At 69.6% G+C, this 12,842-nt stretch carries 14 protein-coding genes; 6 read left to right on the top strand and 8 right to left on the bottom strand.

Going from position 1 to position 12,842, the window contains the following annotated elements:
• Window positions 1–2: 2 nt before the first annotated feature.
• Window positions 3–731: a DUF2306 domain-containing protein gene (locus tag DMP23_RS38810; RefSeq protein ID WP_443111315.1), complete on the bottom strand. Its 729-nt coding sequence runs from the start codon at window positions 729–731 to the stop codon at window positions 3–5.
• 295 nt (window positions 732–1,026) lie between these two features.
• On the opposite strand from DMP23_RS38810, the gene DMP23_RS38805 reads away from it, so the two are divergent.
• The gene (locus DMP23_RS38805; protein WP_337823955.1) at window positions 1,027–2,244 is read left to right on the top strand and encodes an RICIN domain-containing protein; all 1,218 of its coding nucleotides are present in this window, start codon (window positions 1,027–1,029) and stop codon (window positions 2,242–2,244) included.
• 308 nt (window positions 2,245–2,552) lie between these two features.
• Here DMP23_RS38805 and DMP23_RS38800 read toward each other — a convergent pair whose 3' ends face one another.
• Window positions 2,553–3,269 carry a GntR family transcriptional regulator gene (locus DMP23_RS38800; protein WP_199817519.1) on the bottom strand — a complete coding sequence of 239 codons (717 nt, stop codon included), beginning with the start codon at window positions 3,267–3,269 and terminating at the stop codon, window positions 2,553–2,555.
• A gap of 109 nt (window positions 3,270–3,378) precedes the next feature.
• Between DMP23_RS38800 and DMP23_RS38795 the strand changes: the two genes are divergently transcribed.
• The 5 genes from DMP23_RS38795 to DMP23_RS38775 are packed head-to-tail and all read left to right on the top strand — an operon-like array spanning window position 3,379 to window position 7,654.
• Window positions 3,379–4,638 carry an MFS transporter gene (locus tag DMP23_RS38795; RefSeq protein WP_037811016.1) on the top strand — a complete coding sequence of 420 codons (1,260 nt, stop codon included), beginning with the start codon at window positions 3,379–3,381 and terminating at the stop codon, window positions 4,636–4,638.
• Entirely contained in the window at window positions 4,635–5,429 is a 795-nt protein-coding gene (locus tag DMP23_RS38790) for a putative hydro-lyase (RefSeq protein ID WP_337823954.1), read from the top strand. The genes DMP23_RS38795 and DMP23_RS38790 overlap by 4 nt, the downstream gene beginning before the upstream one ends.
• Window position 5,430: 1 nt before the next feature.
• On the top strand, window positions 5,431–6,180 hold the full coding sequence (locus DMP23_RS38785) for a LamB/YcsF family protein (RefSeq protein ID WP_037811012.1): 750 nt from the start codon (window positions 5,431–5,433) through the stop codon (window positions 6,178–6,180).
• The gene (locus tag DMP23_RS38780; protein WP_337823953.1) at window positions 6,177–6,782 is read left to right on the top strand and encodes a 5-oxoprolinase subunit B family protein; all 606 of its coding nucleotides are present in this window, start codon (window positions 6,177–6,179) and stop codon (window positions 6,780–6,782) included. Before DMP23_RS38785 ends, DMP23_RS38780 begins: the two co-directional genes overlap by 4 nt.
• Complete coding sequence (locus DMP23_RS38775) at window positions 6,779–7,654, top strand: biotin-dependent carboxyltransferase family protein (protein WP_337823952.1); 876 nt, start codon at window positions 6,779–6,781, stop codon at window positions 7,652–7,654. Before DMP23_RS38780 ends, DMP23_RS38775 begins: the two co-directional genes overlap by 4 nt.
• On the opposite strand, the gene DMP23_RS38770 is transcribed toward DMP23_RS38775, so the two are convergent.
• The 6 genes from DMP23_RS38770 to DMP23_RS38745 form a co-directional block, all read right to left on the bottom strand.
• On the bottom strand, window positions 7,623–8,246 hold the full coding sequence (locus DMP23_RS38770; protein ID WP_337823951.1) for an alpha-ketoglutarate-dependent dioxygenase AlkB family protein: 624 nt from the start codon (window positions 8,244–8,246) through the stop codon (window positions 7,623–7,625). The two genes, DMP23_RS38775 and DMP23_RS38770, sit on opposite strands and share 32 nt — an antisense overlap.
• Window positions 8,247–8,422: 176 nt before the next feature.
• A complete protein-coding gene (locus tag DMP23_RS38765) occupies window positions 8,423–9,478 on the bottom strand; it encodes an alcohol dehydrogenase catalytic domain-containing protein (RefSeq protein ID WP_134665302.1) in 1,056 nt (351 codons plus the stop codon).
• 194 nt (window positions 9,479–9,672) lie between these two features.
• Window positions 9,673–10,023 carry a hypothetical protein gene (locus DMP23_RS38760; protein ID WP_037811001.1) on the bottom strand — a complete coding sequence of 117 codons (351 nt, stop codon included), beginning with the start codon at window positions 10,021–10,023 and terminating at the stop codon, window positions 9,673–9,675.
• A gap of 72 nt (window positions 10,024–10,095) precedes the next feature.
• Complete coding sequence (locus DMP23_RS38755) at window positions 10,096–10,914, bottom strand: LLM class flavin-dependent oxidoreductase (protein ID WP_337823950.1); 819 nt, start codon at window positions 10,912–10,914, stop codon at window positions 10,096–10,098.
• Between the two features lie 68 nt (window positions 10,915–10,982).
• The gene (locus DMP23_RS38750; RefSeq protein ID WP_009083739.1) at window positions 10,983–11,666 is read right to left on the bottom strand and encodes a metal-dependent transcriptional regulator; all 684 of its coding nucleotides are present in this window, start codon (window positions 11,664–11,666) and stop codon (window positions 10,983–10,985) included.
• A gap of 405 nt (window positions 11,667–12,071) precedes the next feature.
• Complete coding sequence (locus DMP23_RS38745) at window positions 12,072–12,512, bottom strand: GNAT family N-acetyltransferase (protein ID WP_043830620.1); 441 nt, start codon at window positions 12,510–12,512, stop codon at window positions 12,072–12,074.
• Window positions 12,513–12,842 lie beyond the last annotated feature (330 nt).

Raw genomic sequence — 12,842 nt, 5'->3', positions numbered from 1 at the left:
GGCTAAACACTCGCGCGGCGTTTCGGCTTCCGGTCGAGCCACAGCTGCGCCGCGATCAGCGCGACGGTCCAGCTCACCCACGCCCCGAGCGCCGCGATCGACTGCCCCAGCGCGATCTCGCTCCCGCCGAACGTGGTGGCGAGCTGCGGTCCGAGGAAGATCGCCGCGATCGGGCCGATGAGCCGGTTGAGAATGATCGACATCGTCAACGCGAAACTGCGGACCATCCAGCGCCGGTGATCGCCGAACCGGCGTTCGCGAGCGGCGCGGTAGCCCGCCCACGTCGTACCGAGCCACAAGACCGCGAGCAGCACGTCGCTGGCCCGGGTCACCGGCCCGAACGGGGTCGCCGCGCCGATCGTCAGCGCAAGCAGCCCGGACGGCAGCACCCCGGCGAACACGTACGCGCGGCCGGAACAGCGGTGCAGCACCGGGTGCTTGCGCCGGATCCACGGCCAGACCTGCAGCAACGCGGTCACCATCGCGATGGACCCGAACACCACGTGCCCCACCAGGAACAGGTAGTGCGCGGGGAAGGTCGACGGCACCCGCGAGAGCGCCGGGTCGAACGCCAGGTACGGCGGCAGCGCATACGCCAGGAACGCGACCACCACCAGGCCCAGCGGCGCGACCCACGGCCGCCGCCACCAGTGCTTTCCCGGCTCGACCCGTATGGTTCGCTCCGCTGCGGGCTGCACCCGCGGTGGTCGAAGATCCGTCCCCGCCGTCATGTCGGCCTCTCTCCCGTGTTCGGTCTCGGCTGGCACTTCCGAACGTAGGACGGGGCCTTCCGGCGAACCATGGTGCCGACTGGCGTCACGGCGGTGGGGGCAGCCTTACCCTCGGCCAGGTGACCCCGCGGGCCGTCGGTGAAGGACTCCTTCCCTGACTCTGCTTCCCGCGAGGAGCCCTTCCCGGCCCATTGCCGCAGAGGTCCAGACCAGGCATACTTCTCCTACTTTGTTGCCCGCCACAACAAAGCACTCCCTCGCTCTAGGTTCCTCCCCGAAACCGAGGTGACCAAGCATGTCCAGTTTCCTGAGACGTCTCCCCGCCGCCCTCGCCGCGGCCGCGCTGCTGGCGCTCGGCCTCCAAGCCGCGCCCGCCGTCCTCGCCCCGCCCACCGCGGCGGCCGCCGACAGTTTCACCGACGATTTCAACGGACCCGCCGGAGCCGCCGCCGACGCGTCGAAATGGACCTACGAAACCGGCGACAACAACGGCAACAACCACGAACGCCAGTGGTACACCGCGGGAGCCGCGAACGGCGCGCTCGACGGCCAGGGCCACCTGGTGATCACCGCGAAACGCGAAAACTCCGGCCACACCTGCTGGTACGGCACCTGCCAGTACACCTCCGCCCGGCTCAACACCGCCGGGAAATTCAGCCAGGCGTACGGGCACGTCGAAACCCGGATGAAGATCCCGCGCGGCCAGGGCATGTGGCCCGCGTTCTGGATGCTCGGCGGCGGAAACTGGCCTAACGACGGCGAAATCGACATCATGGAGAACATCGGCAAGGAGCCGAACACCGTGCACGGCACCATCCACGGCCCCGGCTATTCCGGCGCCGGCGGCATCGGCGCGGCGTACAACGGCCCGGTCTTCGCCGACGCTTTCCACACCTACGCGGTCGACTGGTCGCCGAACAAGATCGTCTGGTCGGTCGACGGCAACGCCTACGAGACCCGCACCCCCGCCGATCTGAACGGCAACCGCTGGGTCTTCGACCATCCCTTCTACCTGATCCTGAACCTCGCGGTCGGCGGCGACTGGCCCGGCGATCCGGACGGGAGCACGCAATTCCCGCAGCAGCTGGTCGTCGACTACGTGCACGTGACCACGAGCGGCACCGGCGGGTCGAGCGGCCGGATCATCGGCATCGGCGGCAAATGCGTCGACGTGCCCTGGGCCAATCCGGCGAACTTCACTCAGCTGCAGATCACCGACTGCAACGGCAACGCGGCGCAGGACTGGACCGTCGGCAGCGACGGGACCATTCGCGCGCTCGGCAAGTGCATGGACGTGAAGCACTCCGGCACCGCCGACGGCACCCCGGTCCAGATGTACGACTGCAACAACAGCAACGCACAGCAGTGGGTCGTGACCGCCGCGCACGACATCGTCAACCCGCACGCGAACAAATGCCTCGACGCAGCCGGGGTCAGTTCGGCCAACGGCACGAAACTGCAGCTGTGGACGTGCACCGGGAACGTCAACCAGAAATGGTCGGTGAACCAGTAGCCGTCCACTGTGGACACTGTGGACAGCGTCGGCAAAGAATGAGCGGCGGGCCGTACCCCCCCCCCCCGGTGGCCACGGCCCGCCGCGGACACCGCGCGGGCCGGGCTGGAACCAAGATCTGCCGCCCGGCCACCGGCCGCCTTCCGCGCGTCGGCTGGGGGTCCCGACGCCCGGGGCGGCACGCTCACGCGGCCTACTGCCGAAGGTAGCCAGACCGCGTGCGCCGTGGAGCCTCCGGATGACAGGAGGGGCCGAACGGCCATGCTCGCTGCCTTCCCGGGCAAACCGGCCGGTTTCGGCCGAACCGCTCAGCGGGTCTCGGCCAGCTCCGCGTAGGCCTCGACCAGCTGCGCCTCGGCGTCGTCGAGGTAGACCGCGAGCATCTCCGCCGTACGGATCCCGTCGCCGGTCACGAGCACGTCCAGGATTTCGTGGTTCCGCGGCAGATACCGCTCATGGAAGCGGCGCGGGTCGGCCATCACGTGGAACACCAGCCGCAGCTCCGCGGCGAGCGCCTGCATCAGCTCGACAATGCGCTCGCTGCCGGTGAGCGCCGCCAGTTCCGCGTGGAAACGGATGTTCGCGGTACCCAGGTCCTGCCACTGCGCCTGCTTCGCCGCGCGATCGCCGTCCGCGACCGTGCTGGCGATCTTCTCGTACGCCGCCGGCTTCTCGGTCACGTCGCGGACCGCCGCGCACTCGATGATCTTGCGGACGCGGTAGATGTCGCGCACGTCGTCGACGCTCGGCACGCGCACGAACACGCCGCGGTTCAGCTCGTGCACCAGCAGCCGTTCGTGAGTGAGCAACCGGAAAGCTTCACGGAGCGTGTTGCGGGACACCCCGAGCGCGCTGCCGATGTCCTGCTCCGAAAGCCGTACTCCGGGCAGGAAGTACCCCTCGGAAACGCGCGTGCGCAGCACGCCCGCGACGCGTTCCGCGGTGCTCGTCCGGCCGAGCAGCCCGCGATCCGCTTCCAGGCCCATCGGCTCTCCGTCGGTGACCACGTCGCCCAGCGTAGCCATCGGACGATGAACAATAAAATGAGGGACTTGTGGGATTGTTGAACGATCCGTACGGTAGTGGCCATGTGACTCGTGCCACCATGAGTTCGTCCCCCTGTGAGGTGCCCCTATGAACGTCAACGTCGCCGACGGCACCGCGAACGCGGCCCGCCCGTTCGGCTGGTATCGCTCGCTCGGCCACAAGGGCCGCCGCGCCTTCCTCGGCGCGTTCGGCGGCTACGGCCTCGATTCGTTCGACTACCAGACCCTGCCCTTCGGCCTGGCCGCGATCACCGCCTACTTCGGCATCACGTCCGGAGAAGCGGGCCTGCTCAGCACCGTCACGCTGGTCGTGTCCGCGATCGGCGGCGTCGGAGCCGGCGTGCTCGCCGACCGCATCGGCCGCGTCCGCACGCTGCAGCTCACCATCGCGATGTACACGATCTTCACGGTGCTCTGCGGTTTCGCACCGAACTTCGAAACGCTGCTGATCTTCCGCGGTCTGCAGGGCCTCGGGTTCGGCGGCGAATGGGCGGTCGGCGCCGCGCTGGTCGCCGAGTACTGCTCGGCCAAGTACCGCGGCCGCACGGTGGCGTTCGTGCAGAGCGCGTGGGCGGTCGGCTGGGGCCTGCTGGTGATCGTCTACACGGTGCTGTTCAGCGTGCTCGATCAGGACATCGCCTGGCGCGTGCTGTTCTGGGTCGGCGTGATCCCGGCGCTGCTCGTGCTGTGGGTCCGGCGCAGTGTCGAGGACGCGCCGGAGGCAGCGGCGCGGCGGGTTTCGGCCAAGGTCAAAGGCTCGCTCGCCGGGATTTTCCGCCCGAATCTCTTGCGCACCACGGTGTTCGCCGCGCTCCTCGCGACCGGTGTCCAGGGCGGCTACTACACGCTGTTCACCTGGATGCCGAAGTACCTGCAGAGCAGCCGCGGCCTGTCCGTGGTCAACACCGGCGGCTACTTCGCGCTGCTGATCCCGGGCGCGTTCATCGGCTACGTCTGCGGCGGCTACCTCACCGACCTGCTCGGCCGGAAGAAGACGTTCCTGCTGTTCTCCGTCGTGTCCGCGCTGCTGATCGTGCTGTTCGTGCAGCTGCCCTACGGCGCGAACGGCCTGATGCTGCTGATCAGTTTCCCGCTCGGCTTCTCGACTTCGGCGATCTTCAGCGGCTTCGGCGCGTACCTCGCCGAGCTGTACCCGACCGCCCTGCGCGCCACCGGACAGGGCTTCACCTACAACTTCGGCCGCGCGGTCGGCGCCGCTTTCCCCGCCGTGGTGGGCTTTTTGGGTGCGGGCGGCGCGATCGTGCTCGGCGCGGTCGGCTACGCGATCGCCGCGGTAGCGCTGCTCGGGCTGCCGGAAACGCGAGGCAAGGAACTGGTGGAGGTATGACGACTTCCTACGATCCTTCGACGCTCACTCCGGCCGAGGCCCGCGCGCTATTCCGCGCCGGCACCGAACGCCCGACCACTGGCTGGGCCGACGGTTACGCCCAGACCAACCTGATCGCCGTCCCCGCGGACTGGGCCGACGACGTCCGCGAGTTCTGCGCCCGCAACCCGCGGCCGTGCCCGGTGCTCGACGTCAGCGAACCGGGCGACCCGACCACCCGGCTCGCTCCCGGCGCGGATCTGCGCACCGACCTGCCGCGCTATCGCGTCTGGCACAACGGCGCGCTGACCAGCGAAATCGCCGACGCCACCGGGGTGTGGCGCAGCGACATGGTCGCGTTCTCCATCGGCTGCAGCTTCAGCTTCGAGACGCTGCTGCGCGCCGCGGGCATCCCGCTGCGGCACGTGGAGCAGGGCCGCAACGTCTCGATGTACGTGACGAACCGGCAGTGCGAACCGGCTGGCCGGATGAGCGGGCCGATGGTGGTGTCGATGCGGTACATCCCGGAAACCCTGGTCGAGGACGCGGTGCGGATCACCGCCGCGATGCCCGCGGTGCACGGCGCTCCGGTGCACGTCGGCGACCCGGCCGACCTGGGCATCGCCGACCTCGCCCGGCCGGATTTCGGCGATCCGGTCGACGCCGGGCCCGGGGACGTGCCGGTGTTCTGGGCCTGCGGCGTCACCCCGCAGGCGGCGCTGATGGCGTCACGGCCGCCGTTCGCCGTCACGCACGCCCCCGGGTACATGTTCTTGACCGACCAACCCGATCGCGATTACCAGGTGGGATGACATGGACCTCAACAGCGACCTCGGCGAAGGCTTCGGCGCCTGGACCATGGGCGACGACGAAGCCATGCTCGACATCGTGACCAGCGCGAACATCGCGTGCGGCTTCCACGCGGGCGAGGCGCGCGTGATGCGCCGCGTGTGCGAACGCGCGGCCGAACGCGGCGTCACTATCGGCGCGCACGTCGGCTACCGCGACCTGGCCGGCTTCGGCCGTCGCGCGCTCGACATCGCGCCGGAAGACCTCGCGGACGAAGTTCTGTACCAAATCGGCGCTCTCGACGCCTTCGCGCGCGCGGCGCACAGCTGCGTGCGTTACGTGAAGGCGCACGGCGCGCTGTACAACACCGCAGCTGTCGATCCGGAGCAGGCGGCTGCGCTTGTCGAAGGCGTACGGCGCTATCACACCGATCTGGCACTGCTGTGTCCTCCGGACTCCGAAATGCTGCGCGCGGCTCAAGCGGCAGGCGTGCCTGCGTACGCAGAAGCGTTCGCAGACCGCGCGTACACGCCTGAAGGACGACTGGTGTCGCGCAAGCTGCCGGGCGCGGTGCTGCACGACGCCGACGAAGTCGCCGCGCGTGCGCTCACCATGGCGACCACCGGCGAAGTGGTCGACGCTGACGGCGGCAAGCTCACGCTACGGGCGGATTCCCTGTGCGTACACGGAGATACGCCCGGCGCGGTCGAGCTGGCCCGGCGGATTCGCGAGTTGCTCACCGAGTCCGGCGTGGTGTTGAGGTCGTTCGTGTGAGCACTGTTTTGCGCTACGGCCGTTCCGCGTTGCTGGTGGAGGTCGACGACGTACTCGGGTTCCAGGCGGCCTGCGAAGCCGCCCAGCCCGAGGGCGTTGTCGAGCTCGTGCCCGCCGCACGCACTCTGCTGGTCCGGTTCGATCGGGCTCGCACCGATTCGGCCACGCTCGCTCGTTCGCTTGCTTCAGTGTCCACAATGGATGTTTCCGGACGCTCGGCGGACACCGTCACCTTGCCGGTGCGTTACGACGGCGCTGACCTGGCGGACGTCGCCGAGGCCGCCGGACTGTCGGTTTCCGAGGTCGTGCAACGGCATTCGGCAGCCACTTACGTCGCGGCGTTCTGCGGTTTCGCGCCCGGTTTCGCCTACTTGACCGGCCTCGACCCGGTGTTGCACCTGCCGCGCCGCAGCACGCCGCGCACGCGTGTGCCCGCGGGTGCGGTCGCGATCGCCGGCGAGTACAGCGCGATCTACCCGCATCCGTCGCCCGGCGGCTGGAACCTGCTCGGCCACAGCGACGCGCAGGTCTGGGACATTGGCCGCGAACAGCCGAACCTGCTGGTCCCGGGCACCCGAGTGCGGTTCGAGGCGATCCGGTGACCGGGAAGATCGAGATCCTCGCGCCCGGTCCGTTCGCGACCGTGCAAGACCTCGGCCGCCCGGGATACGCGGCAGTCGGCGTCGGCCGGTCCGGCGCGGCCGACCGGGGTTCGCTGAAGCTGGCGAACCGGCTCGTCGGCAATCCGGAAACGCACGCGGCGCTCGAGGTCACCCTCGGCGGCCTGCGGCTGCGGGTTTCGGAGCACACGGTCGTCGCGGTCACCGGCGCGCGGCTGCCGATCCGCGCTGGCGGACGGGCCGCGGCCGTCGGTGCGCCGATCGTCCTGCGCCCTGGCGAAGAACTCGAAGTCGGTGTCGCGTCGCTCGGCCTGCGCAGCTACGTCGCGGTACGTGGCGGCCTGGACGTACCGCCGGTGCTCGGCGCGCGAGCCACCGACACGCTGGGCAAACTCGGCCCGCCCGTCCTCGCGGCGGGAATGACGCTGCCGATCGGTTCGGTGATCGAGCGCGACCCTTGTGTCGATCTCGCCCCGCTGCGCCGGCTCGCGGAAGAACCGGTGCTGCGCCTGGAACCCGGACCGCGGCTGGACTGGTTCACCCCGTCCGCACTGTCCACTTTGCTCACTGCCGCCTACACCGTGACCAGCGACCTCGACCGCGTCGGCGTCCGGCTGGACGGCCCCGCGCTGACCCGCGCCCGCGTCGGCGAACTGGCCCCGGAAGCCGCCGTGCCCGGGGCGCTCCAGGTGCCGCCTTCCGGAGTGCCGATCCTGTTCCTGGCCGACCATCCGGTGACCGGCGGCTATCCCGTCGCCGCCGTCGTGGACGAGGACGATCTGGACCTCGCCGCCCAGCTCCGGCCCGGGCAGCGGGTCCGGTTCACTTCCCCGACACCCGCAGCGTCAGATTGAGCCTCCCGGTCAAGCCAAGATCCGGATCCGCCGTGCCCGGGAGGGTTTTCGGCACCCCGTGAAACGCCAGCCGCGCCGGGCCGCCGAACACGAACAGGTCGCCCGAACGCAGCTCGACATCGGTGTACGGCCGGTTGCGATGCTCGGTGTTGCCGAAGCGGAACACGCACGTGTCGCCGAGGCTCAGCGAGACCACCGGGTCCGTCGAGAGCTCGTCTTTGTCCTGGTGCATGCCCATTTTCGCGGCGGCGTCGTAGTAGTTCACGAGTGCCACGTCGGGTTGGTAGTCGTCGGCGGGCCGGTCGTAGGCGTCGGCGAGCGCGCGCCGGCCGAGGTCGGCCAGCCAGTCCGGAAACGGCTCCACCGGCGAACCGTCCTCGCGCAGCCGTTCGTAGCGGTACGGCCGCCACTGCCAGCCCAAGCAGACCGTGCGCACCGACATCACTCCGCCGCCGGGAAGCCGGGTCGCCCGGTAACCGCGCCAGCCGCGACAGGCCGTGACGAGGTCGCGTTGTTCTTGCTCGGTGAGCCAATCCGGGACGTGCATCGCGCCCGGGGAGATTTCCCGGCGCGGACGCGGCAGCAACTCCATTACGCCGCCCCGGGGCCGGCGGCCGCAGGAGCCACCCGGACGGGCGCTCCTGCGGCGGATTCCCCTCGCCACTTGCCGCCAAGCTTCGGAGAATTCCACACCGCCGAGGGTCCCGCCAGGTCTCGATCAGCTACAACTCGGACTCGCCACCCAGGGTGTATGCCGGTCACCATTCGTCACCCGAACTCGACGACAGTCACCCCGGCCCGGGCAGGCACCGGGTCACTCATCGCAGCGAGCGCCGCTGGCACCCCGTCCAGCCCGATCCGCGTGCCGATCAACCCGGCCAGATCGATGCCGGACCGCTCCACCACGCCCAGCAACTCGGGGTACTCATACGCCTGCAGCCCATGGACCCCGACGATTTCCAGCTCGCCGCCGACCACCCGATGCATCGGAATCGGCGGCACCCCCTGACTGGGTGGCATCAACCCGGCCTGCACGTGGCGGCCGCGCTTGCGCAAGCTGCCCACCGAAGCCGCACAGGTGGCCGGTGAACCGAGACAGTCCAGCGACACGTGCGTACCGCCGTCAGTGCGCTCACGGACGTACGCGGCCAGCGCTTCGGGCCCGTCGAACGCGCTGGCGTCGACGCTCAACACTGCGCCAGCACGCTCCGCCGCGGCACGCGCCTTCGGCGAGACGTCAACCGCAACCACCTTCGCGCCCGCAGCGGTCGCCAGGAGGACCGCGGAGATGCCTACGCCGCCACAGCCGTACACAGAGACCCACTGCCCCGCGCGTACGCCGCCCTGGCGCAACACTGCGCGAAATGCCGTCCCGAAGCGGCAACCGAGCGCAGCAGCTTCCGCCGACGACATCGAGTCCGGCAACGCGACCAGGTTCGTCTGCGCGTGCTCGATGGCGACCTTCTCGGCGAAGGAACCCCAGTGGGTCGCACCGGGCTGGAACTCGTCGTCGCAGATCTGCTGGTCGCCCTTGGCGCACTGGGCACAGACGCCGCACGCGCACACGAACGGGACAGTGACCCGGTCGCCCTTCGTCCAGCCCACGACACCCGCACCGACCTCGACGATCCGCCCCGCGAGCTCGTGCCCGGCGACGTGCGGCAACCGAACCGCCTCGTCGTGCCCCTGCCAGGTATGCCAATCGCTGCGGCACACCCCGGTCGCTTCGACCGCGATGACGACCCCGCCGTCCGAGGCCACCGGATCCGGTACCTCCCGCACTTCGGGAAGCACGCCGAACTCTTCGATCACGACCGCACGCATGGGTCCGATCGTAGAAGCCGCCTCGCGGGCGGCTGGCTTCGCCGCCACTTCCGATGTACCGGCACGTCCCGTAGGCCTTCCGGGAAAACCGCATCGGGTTTATCCATGCGCGAATCTTGCGAACGCGGCGGACGACGGTGCGTAAGCGTCGGGATACGCCTGCGCACTACGCCGTCCGCCGCGGCCGGGCGCGCTCAGGAGAGCGGCTGGCCCGGCTGGTGGAACTGGCCGCGCGGACGCGGCGGGCCGAGCAGCCTGCGCAACGACCCGTCCGGGACGCCGAGGATCTGCTCGAGATTTCGCAATGCCCGCAACGATTCCGGGCGTTCCGGACGGCAGCGGCCGGATTGCCAGTGGCTCAAGGTCGCGAGACTGACCGTGGTTCCCCTTCCCCGCAGCCGATATCTGATGCGTTCGAGGCCGAGCCCGCGGGCCCGGATGGCCGCGCGCAGCGCTTCGGCGAACGGGCCGGTTTCGAGCAATTGCCCGAGATCCCGTCCCGCAATACTCCCCCGGTCGATCGTCGGTGTTCGCTGACCGGTCATCGCACACGCTCCGAACCACGTCGCTGGGAAACCTCGGAGCGTAGGCCGGACACCGCATGATCGGAAGGGCTTTCACCCTTGTGCGGAGAGTGCCCGGGCAATCGCGGCGAACGGTTCGGCGTAGCCGGAATTGACCGTGACACAGGAAATCCCCCACCGCTCGCGCCAGCGGAGAAGCATTTCCCCGGCGGCGTCAGGGTTTTCCGGCACCACGGTGACCGCTTTCTCCTCGACCAGCTGCGGCACGTCGACCCCGGTGTAGCGGGCGAGCTGCGGGGAAGACTTGTCCCCGATCGCGGTGAGGTTCACCGCCAATTCGACGTCCCGGCTTCCCGCGAACGAGCGAAAAGTGTCCACAATGGAGTCAGCCTGGTCCTCGGTCGTGCGCGGCCCCCAGGAAAACGTCACGACGTCGGCGGTGCGCGCGGCGAGCGCGAGCATTTTGGGCCCGGACCCCGCGAGCAATAGCCGCGGCCGCTCGGGGCGCTCCGAAAGCACCTCGATGGTGTCCGCCAACCGGGCGACGCGTTCACCCGGCCAAAGAAACTCACGGCCCAGCGTCGCGGCGTGCTTGCCCGCCCCGGGATGCCCGACGCCCAGCCCCAGCAGGAAGCGGCCGCCAGTCGCCTGATGCAGTGAATCGGCCTGCCACGCGAGGTTCCGGGCGTCGCGGAACGGATCGGCCAGCACGAAGGTGCCGACGGTGAGCGTGCTCGTGACCGCGGCGGCGGCCGGAACGAGCGTCAACGGGTCGAGCCCGCCGACCGGGTCGGTCGCGAACATCGTGTCGAGCCCGAACTCCTCGATCCGGCGAGCCTGCGCGGTCCAGGACTCCAGATCCGGGGCGAACCCGGCGACGATGCCGAAACGGAACGGCTTGGTAGTGGTCATGCGACCCATCGTCGGCGGGTTAGCTGCCGGACACATCCGCCCAGCAGCGACACTCGCGCGTACGCCCCTTAGCGCAGGGTGACCGACAACGCCTGCGCGATCTCCTTGCCGATAGCGTGCGTAGCGGCGTCCGGCGGCTGGCCGACCTTCACCACCATCGGCCCGCCGAACGGCTGCCGCTCGACGACTTCGATCCGCTCGCCGAGCCCGATCGCGTGCTCGGTGAGGTAGCGAAGCAGGTCCGGATCGGTGTCCCACACGCGGACGATCTCGCCAACCGCACCGGGCGGCAGGTCGTCCAGAATGCGCATCGGAAGCTCCTCGACGCTGCCGTCCGGAGCCGGGATCGGGTCCCCGTGCGGATCGCGAACGGGGTTGCCGAGCTTGGCCGCGATCCGGTCGACAAGCCGATCGGATACGGCGTGCTCCAGCGCGTCGGCCTCGGCGTGGACCTCGTCCCAGGTGTAGCCGAGTTCGGAGACCAGGTACGTCTCGATCAGCCGGTGCCTGCGCAGCACCGACCGGGCGAGCTGCCGCCCCTCGGAGGTCAGCTCGATGCCGCGGTAGGGCACGTGCGCGACCAGGCCGAGCTGGGAAAGCTTGGTGACCATCCCCGACGCCGACGACGGACTCACCTCAAGCCGCCCGGCCAGCGACGCGTTGGTGACCGCCTCGCCCCGTTCGACCAGCCCGTAGATCACGCGCACGTAGTCCTCGACCGACGACGACCTCCGGACGGAACCATCTCCCATGCCGCATACGATACGGGGCCGACCCTGCCGGGGTCGCCCGGTCAGGGGCCGTGGGGGTGGGCCGGGGGTGTTATCTCGGGGCACCGGCCGGCGGAAGTGTTGGCGGCTCGCGAGGCTCCGGTCTGCGGGAGTGTTGTTCTGTCGCGGGGCACCGGTCGGCGGAAGTGTTGGCGGCTCGCCGGGCACCGGTCGGCAGGAGTGCTGGCGGCTCGCTGGTGCTCGGTCAGGTCCTAGGCGGCTGTCCGGATGCCGCTCTTCATTCTTCGCAGCTGGCAGGTCGGCGTGCGCGTTCCGCGGCGGAGGCACCCGGCCATCCGCCACCGGTGTGCCTGCCGTTCGCGATCGCGCTGTTCTCCGCAGCCGTTCGGTGACAGCTGTCGCGTACTTGTCCGCCCGACTGTCAGGTCACGGCCGCCAGCGGTAGCGGATCCAGCCCGGCACCGGTTCCGCGCCGAGTTGCGCGTAGAACGCCTCCGCCTTGGCGTTGCCAGCCTGCATGTCCCACTCGACGCGCCCCGTCGTGCGGGCGCGCAGTGCGTCGAGCAGTTCCCTGCCCAGCCCGTGCCTGCGGTGCTCCGGACGGATGAACAGGTCATCGAGCCAAATACCGGGGCGTCCCTCCCAGGTGGAGAAATTCCAGCTGCAGAAGGCGAACCCGGCAACGACGTCCGGACGCCCCGGCGGCGTGCACATCAGCACCCACGCCTTCGGTTCCGGACCGAACAGGTGGCTGCTCATCTCGGCGCGGTCGAGTTTGAGGTCGTGCTTGTCCTCGTAGACCGCGTGTTCCTCGATGAGGCTGCAGATCTCCTCGACATCCTCGAAGACGGCGTCGCGAACGGGCATCGGGCACCCCTTTTTTGTCGGTGGTGGCGGCTACGGTGCAGGTATCAGAGCAGGGCAATGGAAATCCGGCGCGGCGGAGCCGGTGTGGAGCGGTACGAGAGGGAAGGAGTTGGTGACGGTTGATCGGTGAATCGACAAGTGAATAGGCGCAGGATTCGGCTGGGGAGCCGTCGAGCAGTGGCGAGCACACTCGCTGACCGCCGAGCAGCGAGGAGTGCGCGAGTCGATCCACGGACGTTGGCGGGCACTAAAGCCAATCGACGAAGGATGGCGAGTGCTCAAGCCAGCCAGTGAAGGTTGGCGAGCGCCCGAACCAGCCAGCGAGCAGCG

The sequence above is a fragment of the Amycolatopsis sp. A1MSW2902 genome, from assembly GCF_017312175.1.
In the GTDB taxonomy this organism is placed as follows: domain Bacteria; phylum Actinomycetota; class Actinomycetes; order Mycobacteriales; family Pseudonocardiaceae; genus Amycolatopsis; species Amycolatopsis nivea.
The sequence above is the reverse complement of the archived record's forward strand: the minus strand, read 5'-3'. Positions and strand labels throughout refer to the sequence as shown.

Bases quoted from the DNA above. Each gene is read 5' to 3' on its own strand.
- DMP23_RS38810 (WP_443111315.1), bottom strand. From the start codon at position 731: ATGACGGCGGGGACGGATCTTCGACCACCGCGGGTGCAGCCCGCAGCG.
- DMP23_RS38805 (WP_337823955.1), top strand. From the start codon at position 1,027: ATGTCCAGTTTCCTGAGACGTCTCCCCGCCGCCCTCGCCGCGGCCGCG.
- DMP23_RS38800 (WP_199817519.1), bottom strand. From the start codon at position 3,269: ATGGCTACGCTGGGCGACGTGGTCACCGACGGAGAGCCGATGGGCCTG.
- DMP23_RS38795 (WP_037811016.1), top strand. From the start codon at position 3,379: ATGAACGTCAACGTCGCCGACGGCACCGCGAACGCGGCCCGCCCGTTC.
- DMP23_RS38790 (WP_337823954.1), top strand. From the start codon at position 4,635: ATGACGACTTCCTACGATCCTTCGACGCTCACTCCGGCCGAGGCCCGC.
- DMP23_RS38785 (WP_037811012.1), top strand. From the start codon at position 5,431: ATGGACCTCAACAGCGACCTCGGCGAAGGCTTCGGCGCCTGGACCATG.
- DMP23_RS38770 (WP_337823951.1), bottom strand. From the start codon at position 8,246: ATGGAGTTGCTGCCGCGTCCGCGCCGGGAAATCTCCCCGGGCGCGATG.
- DMP23_RS38765 (WP_134665302.1), bottom strand. From the start codon at position 9,478: ATGCGTGCGGTCGTGATCGAAGAGTTCGGCGTGCTTCCCGAAGTGCGG.
- DMP23_RS38760 (WP_037811001.1), bottom strand. From the start codon at position 10,023: ATGACCGGTCAGCGAACACCGACGATCGACCGGGGGAGTATTGCGGGA.
- DMP23_RS38755 (WP_337823950.1), bottom strand. From the start codon at position 10,914: ATGACCACTACCAAGCCGTTCCGTTTCGGCATCGTCGCCGGGTTCGCC.
- DMP23_RS38750 (WP_009083739.1), bottom strand. From the start codon at position 11,666: ATGGGAGATGGTTCCGTCCGGAGGTCGTCGTCGGTCGAGGACTACGTG.
- DMP23_RS38745 (WP_043830620.1), bottom strand. From the start codon at position 12,512: ATGCCCGTTCGCGACGCCGTCTTCGAGGATGTCGAGGAGATCTGCAGC.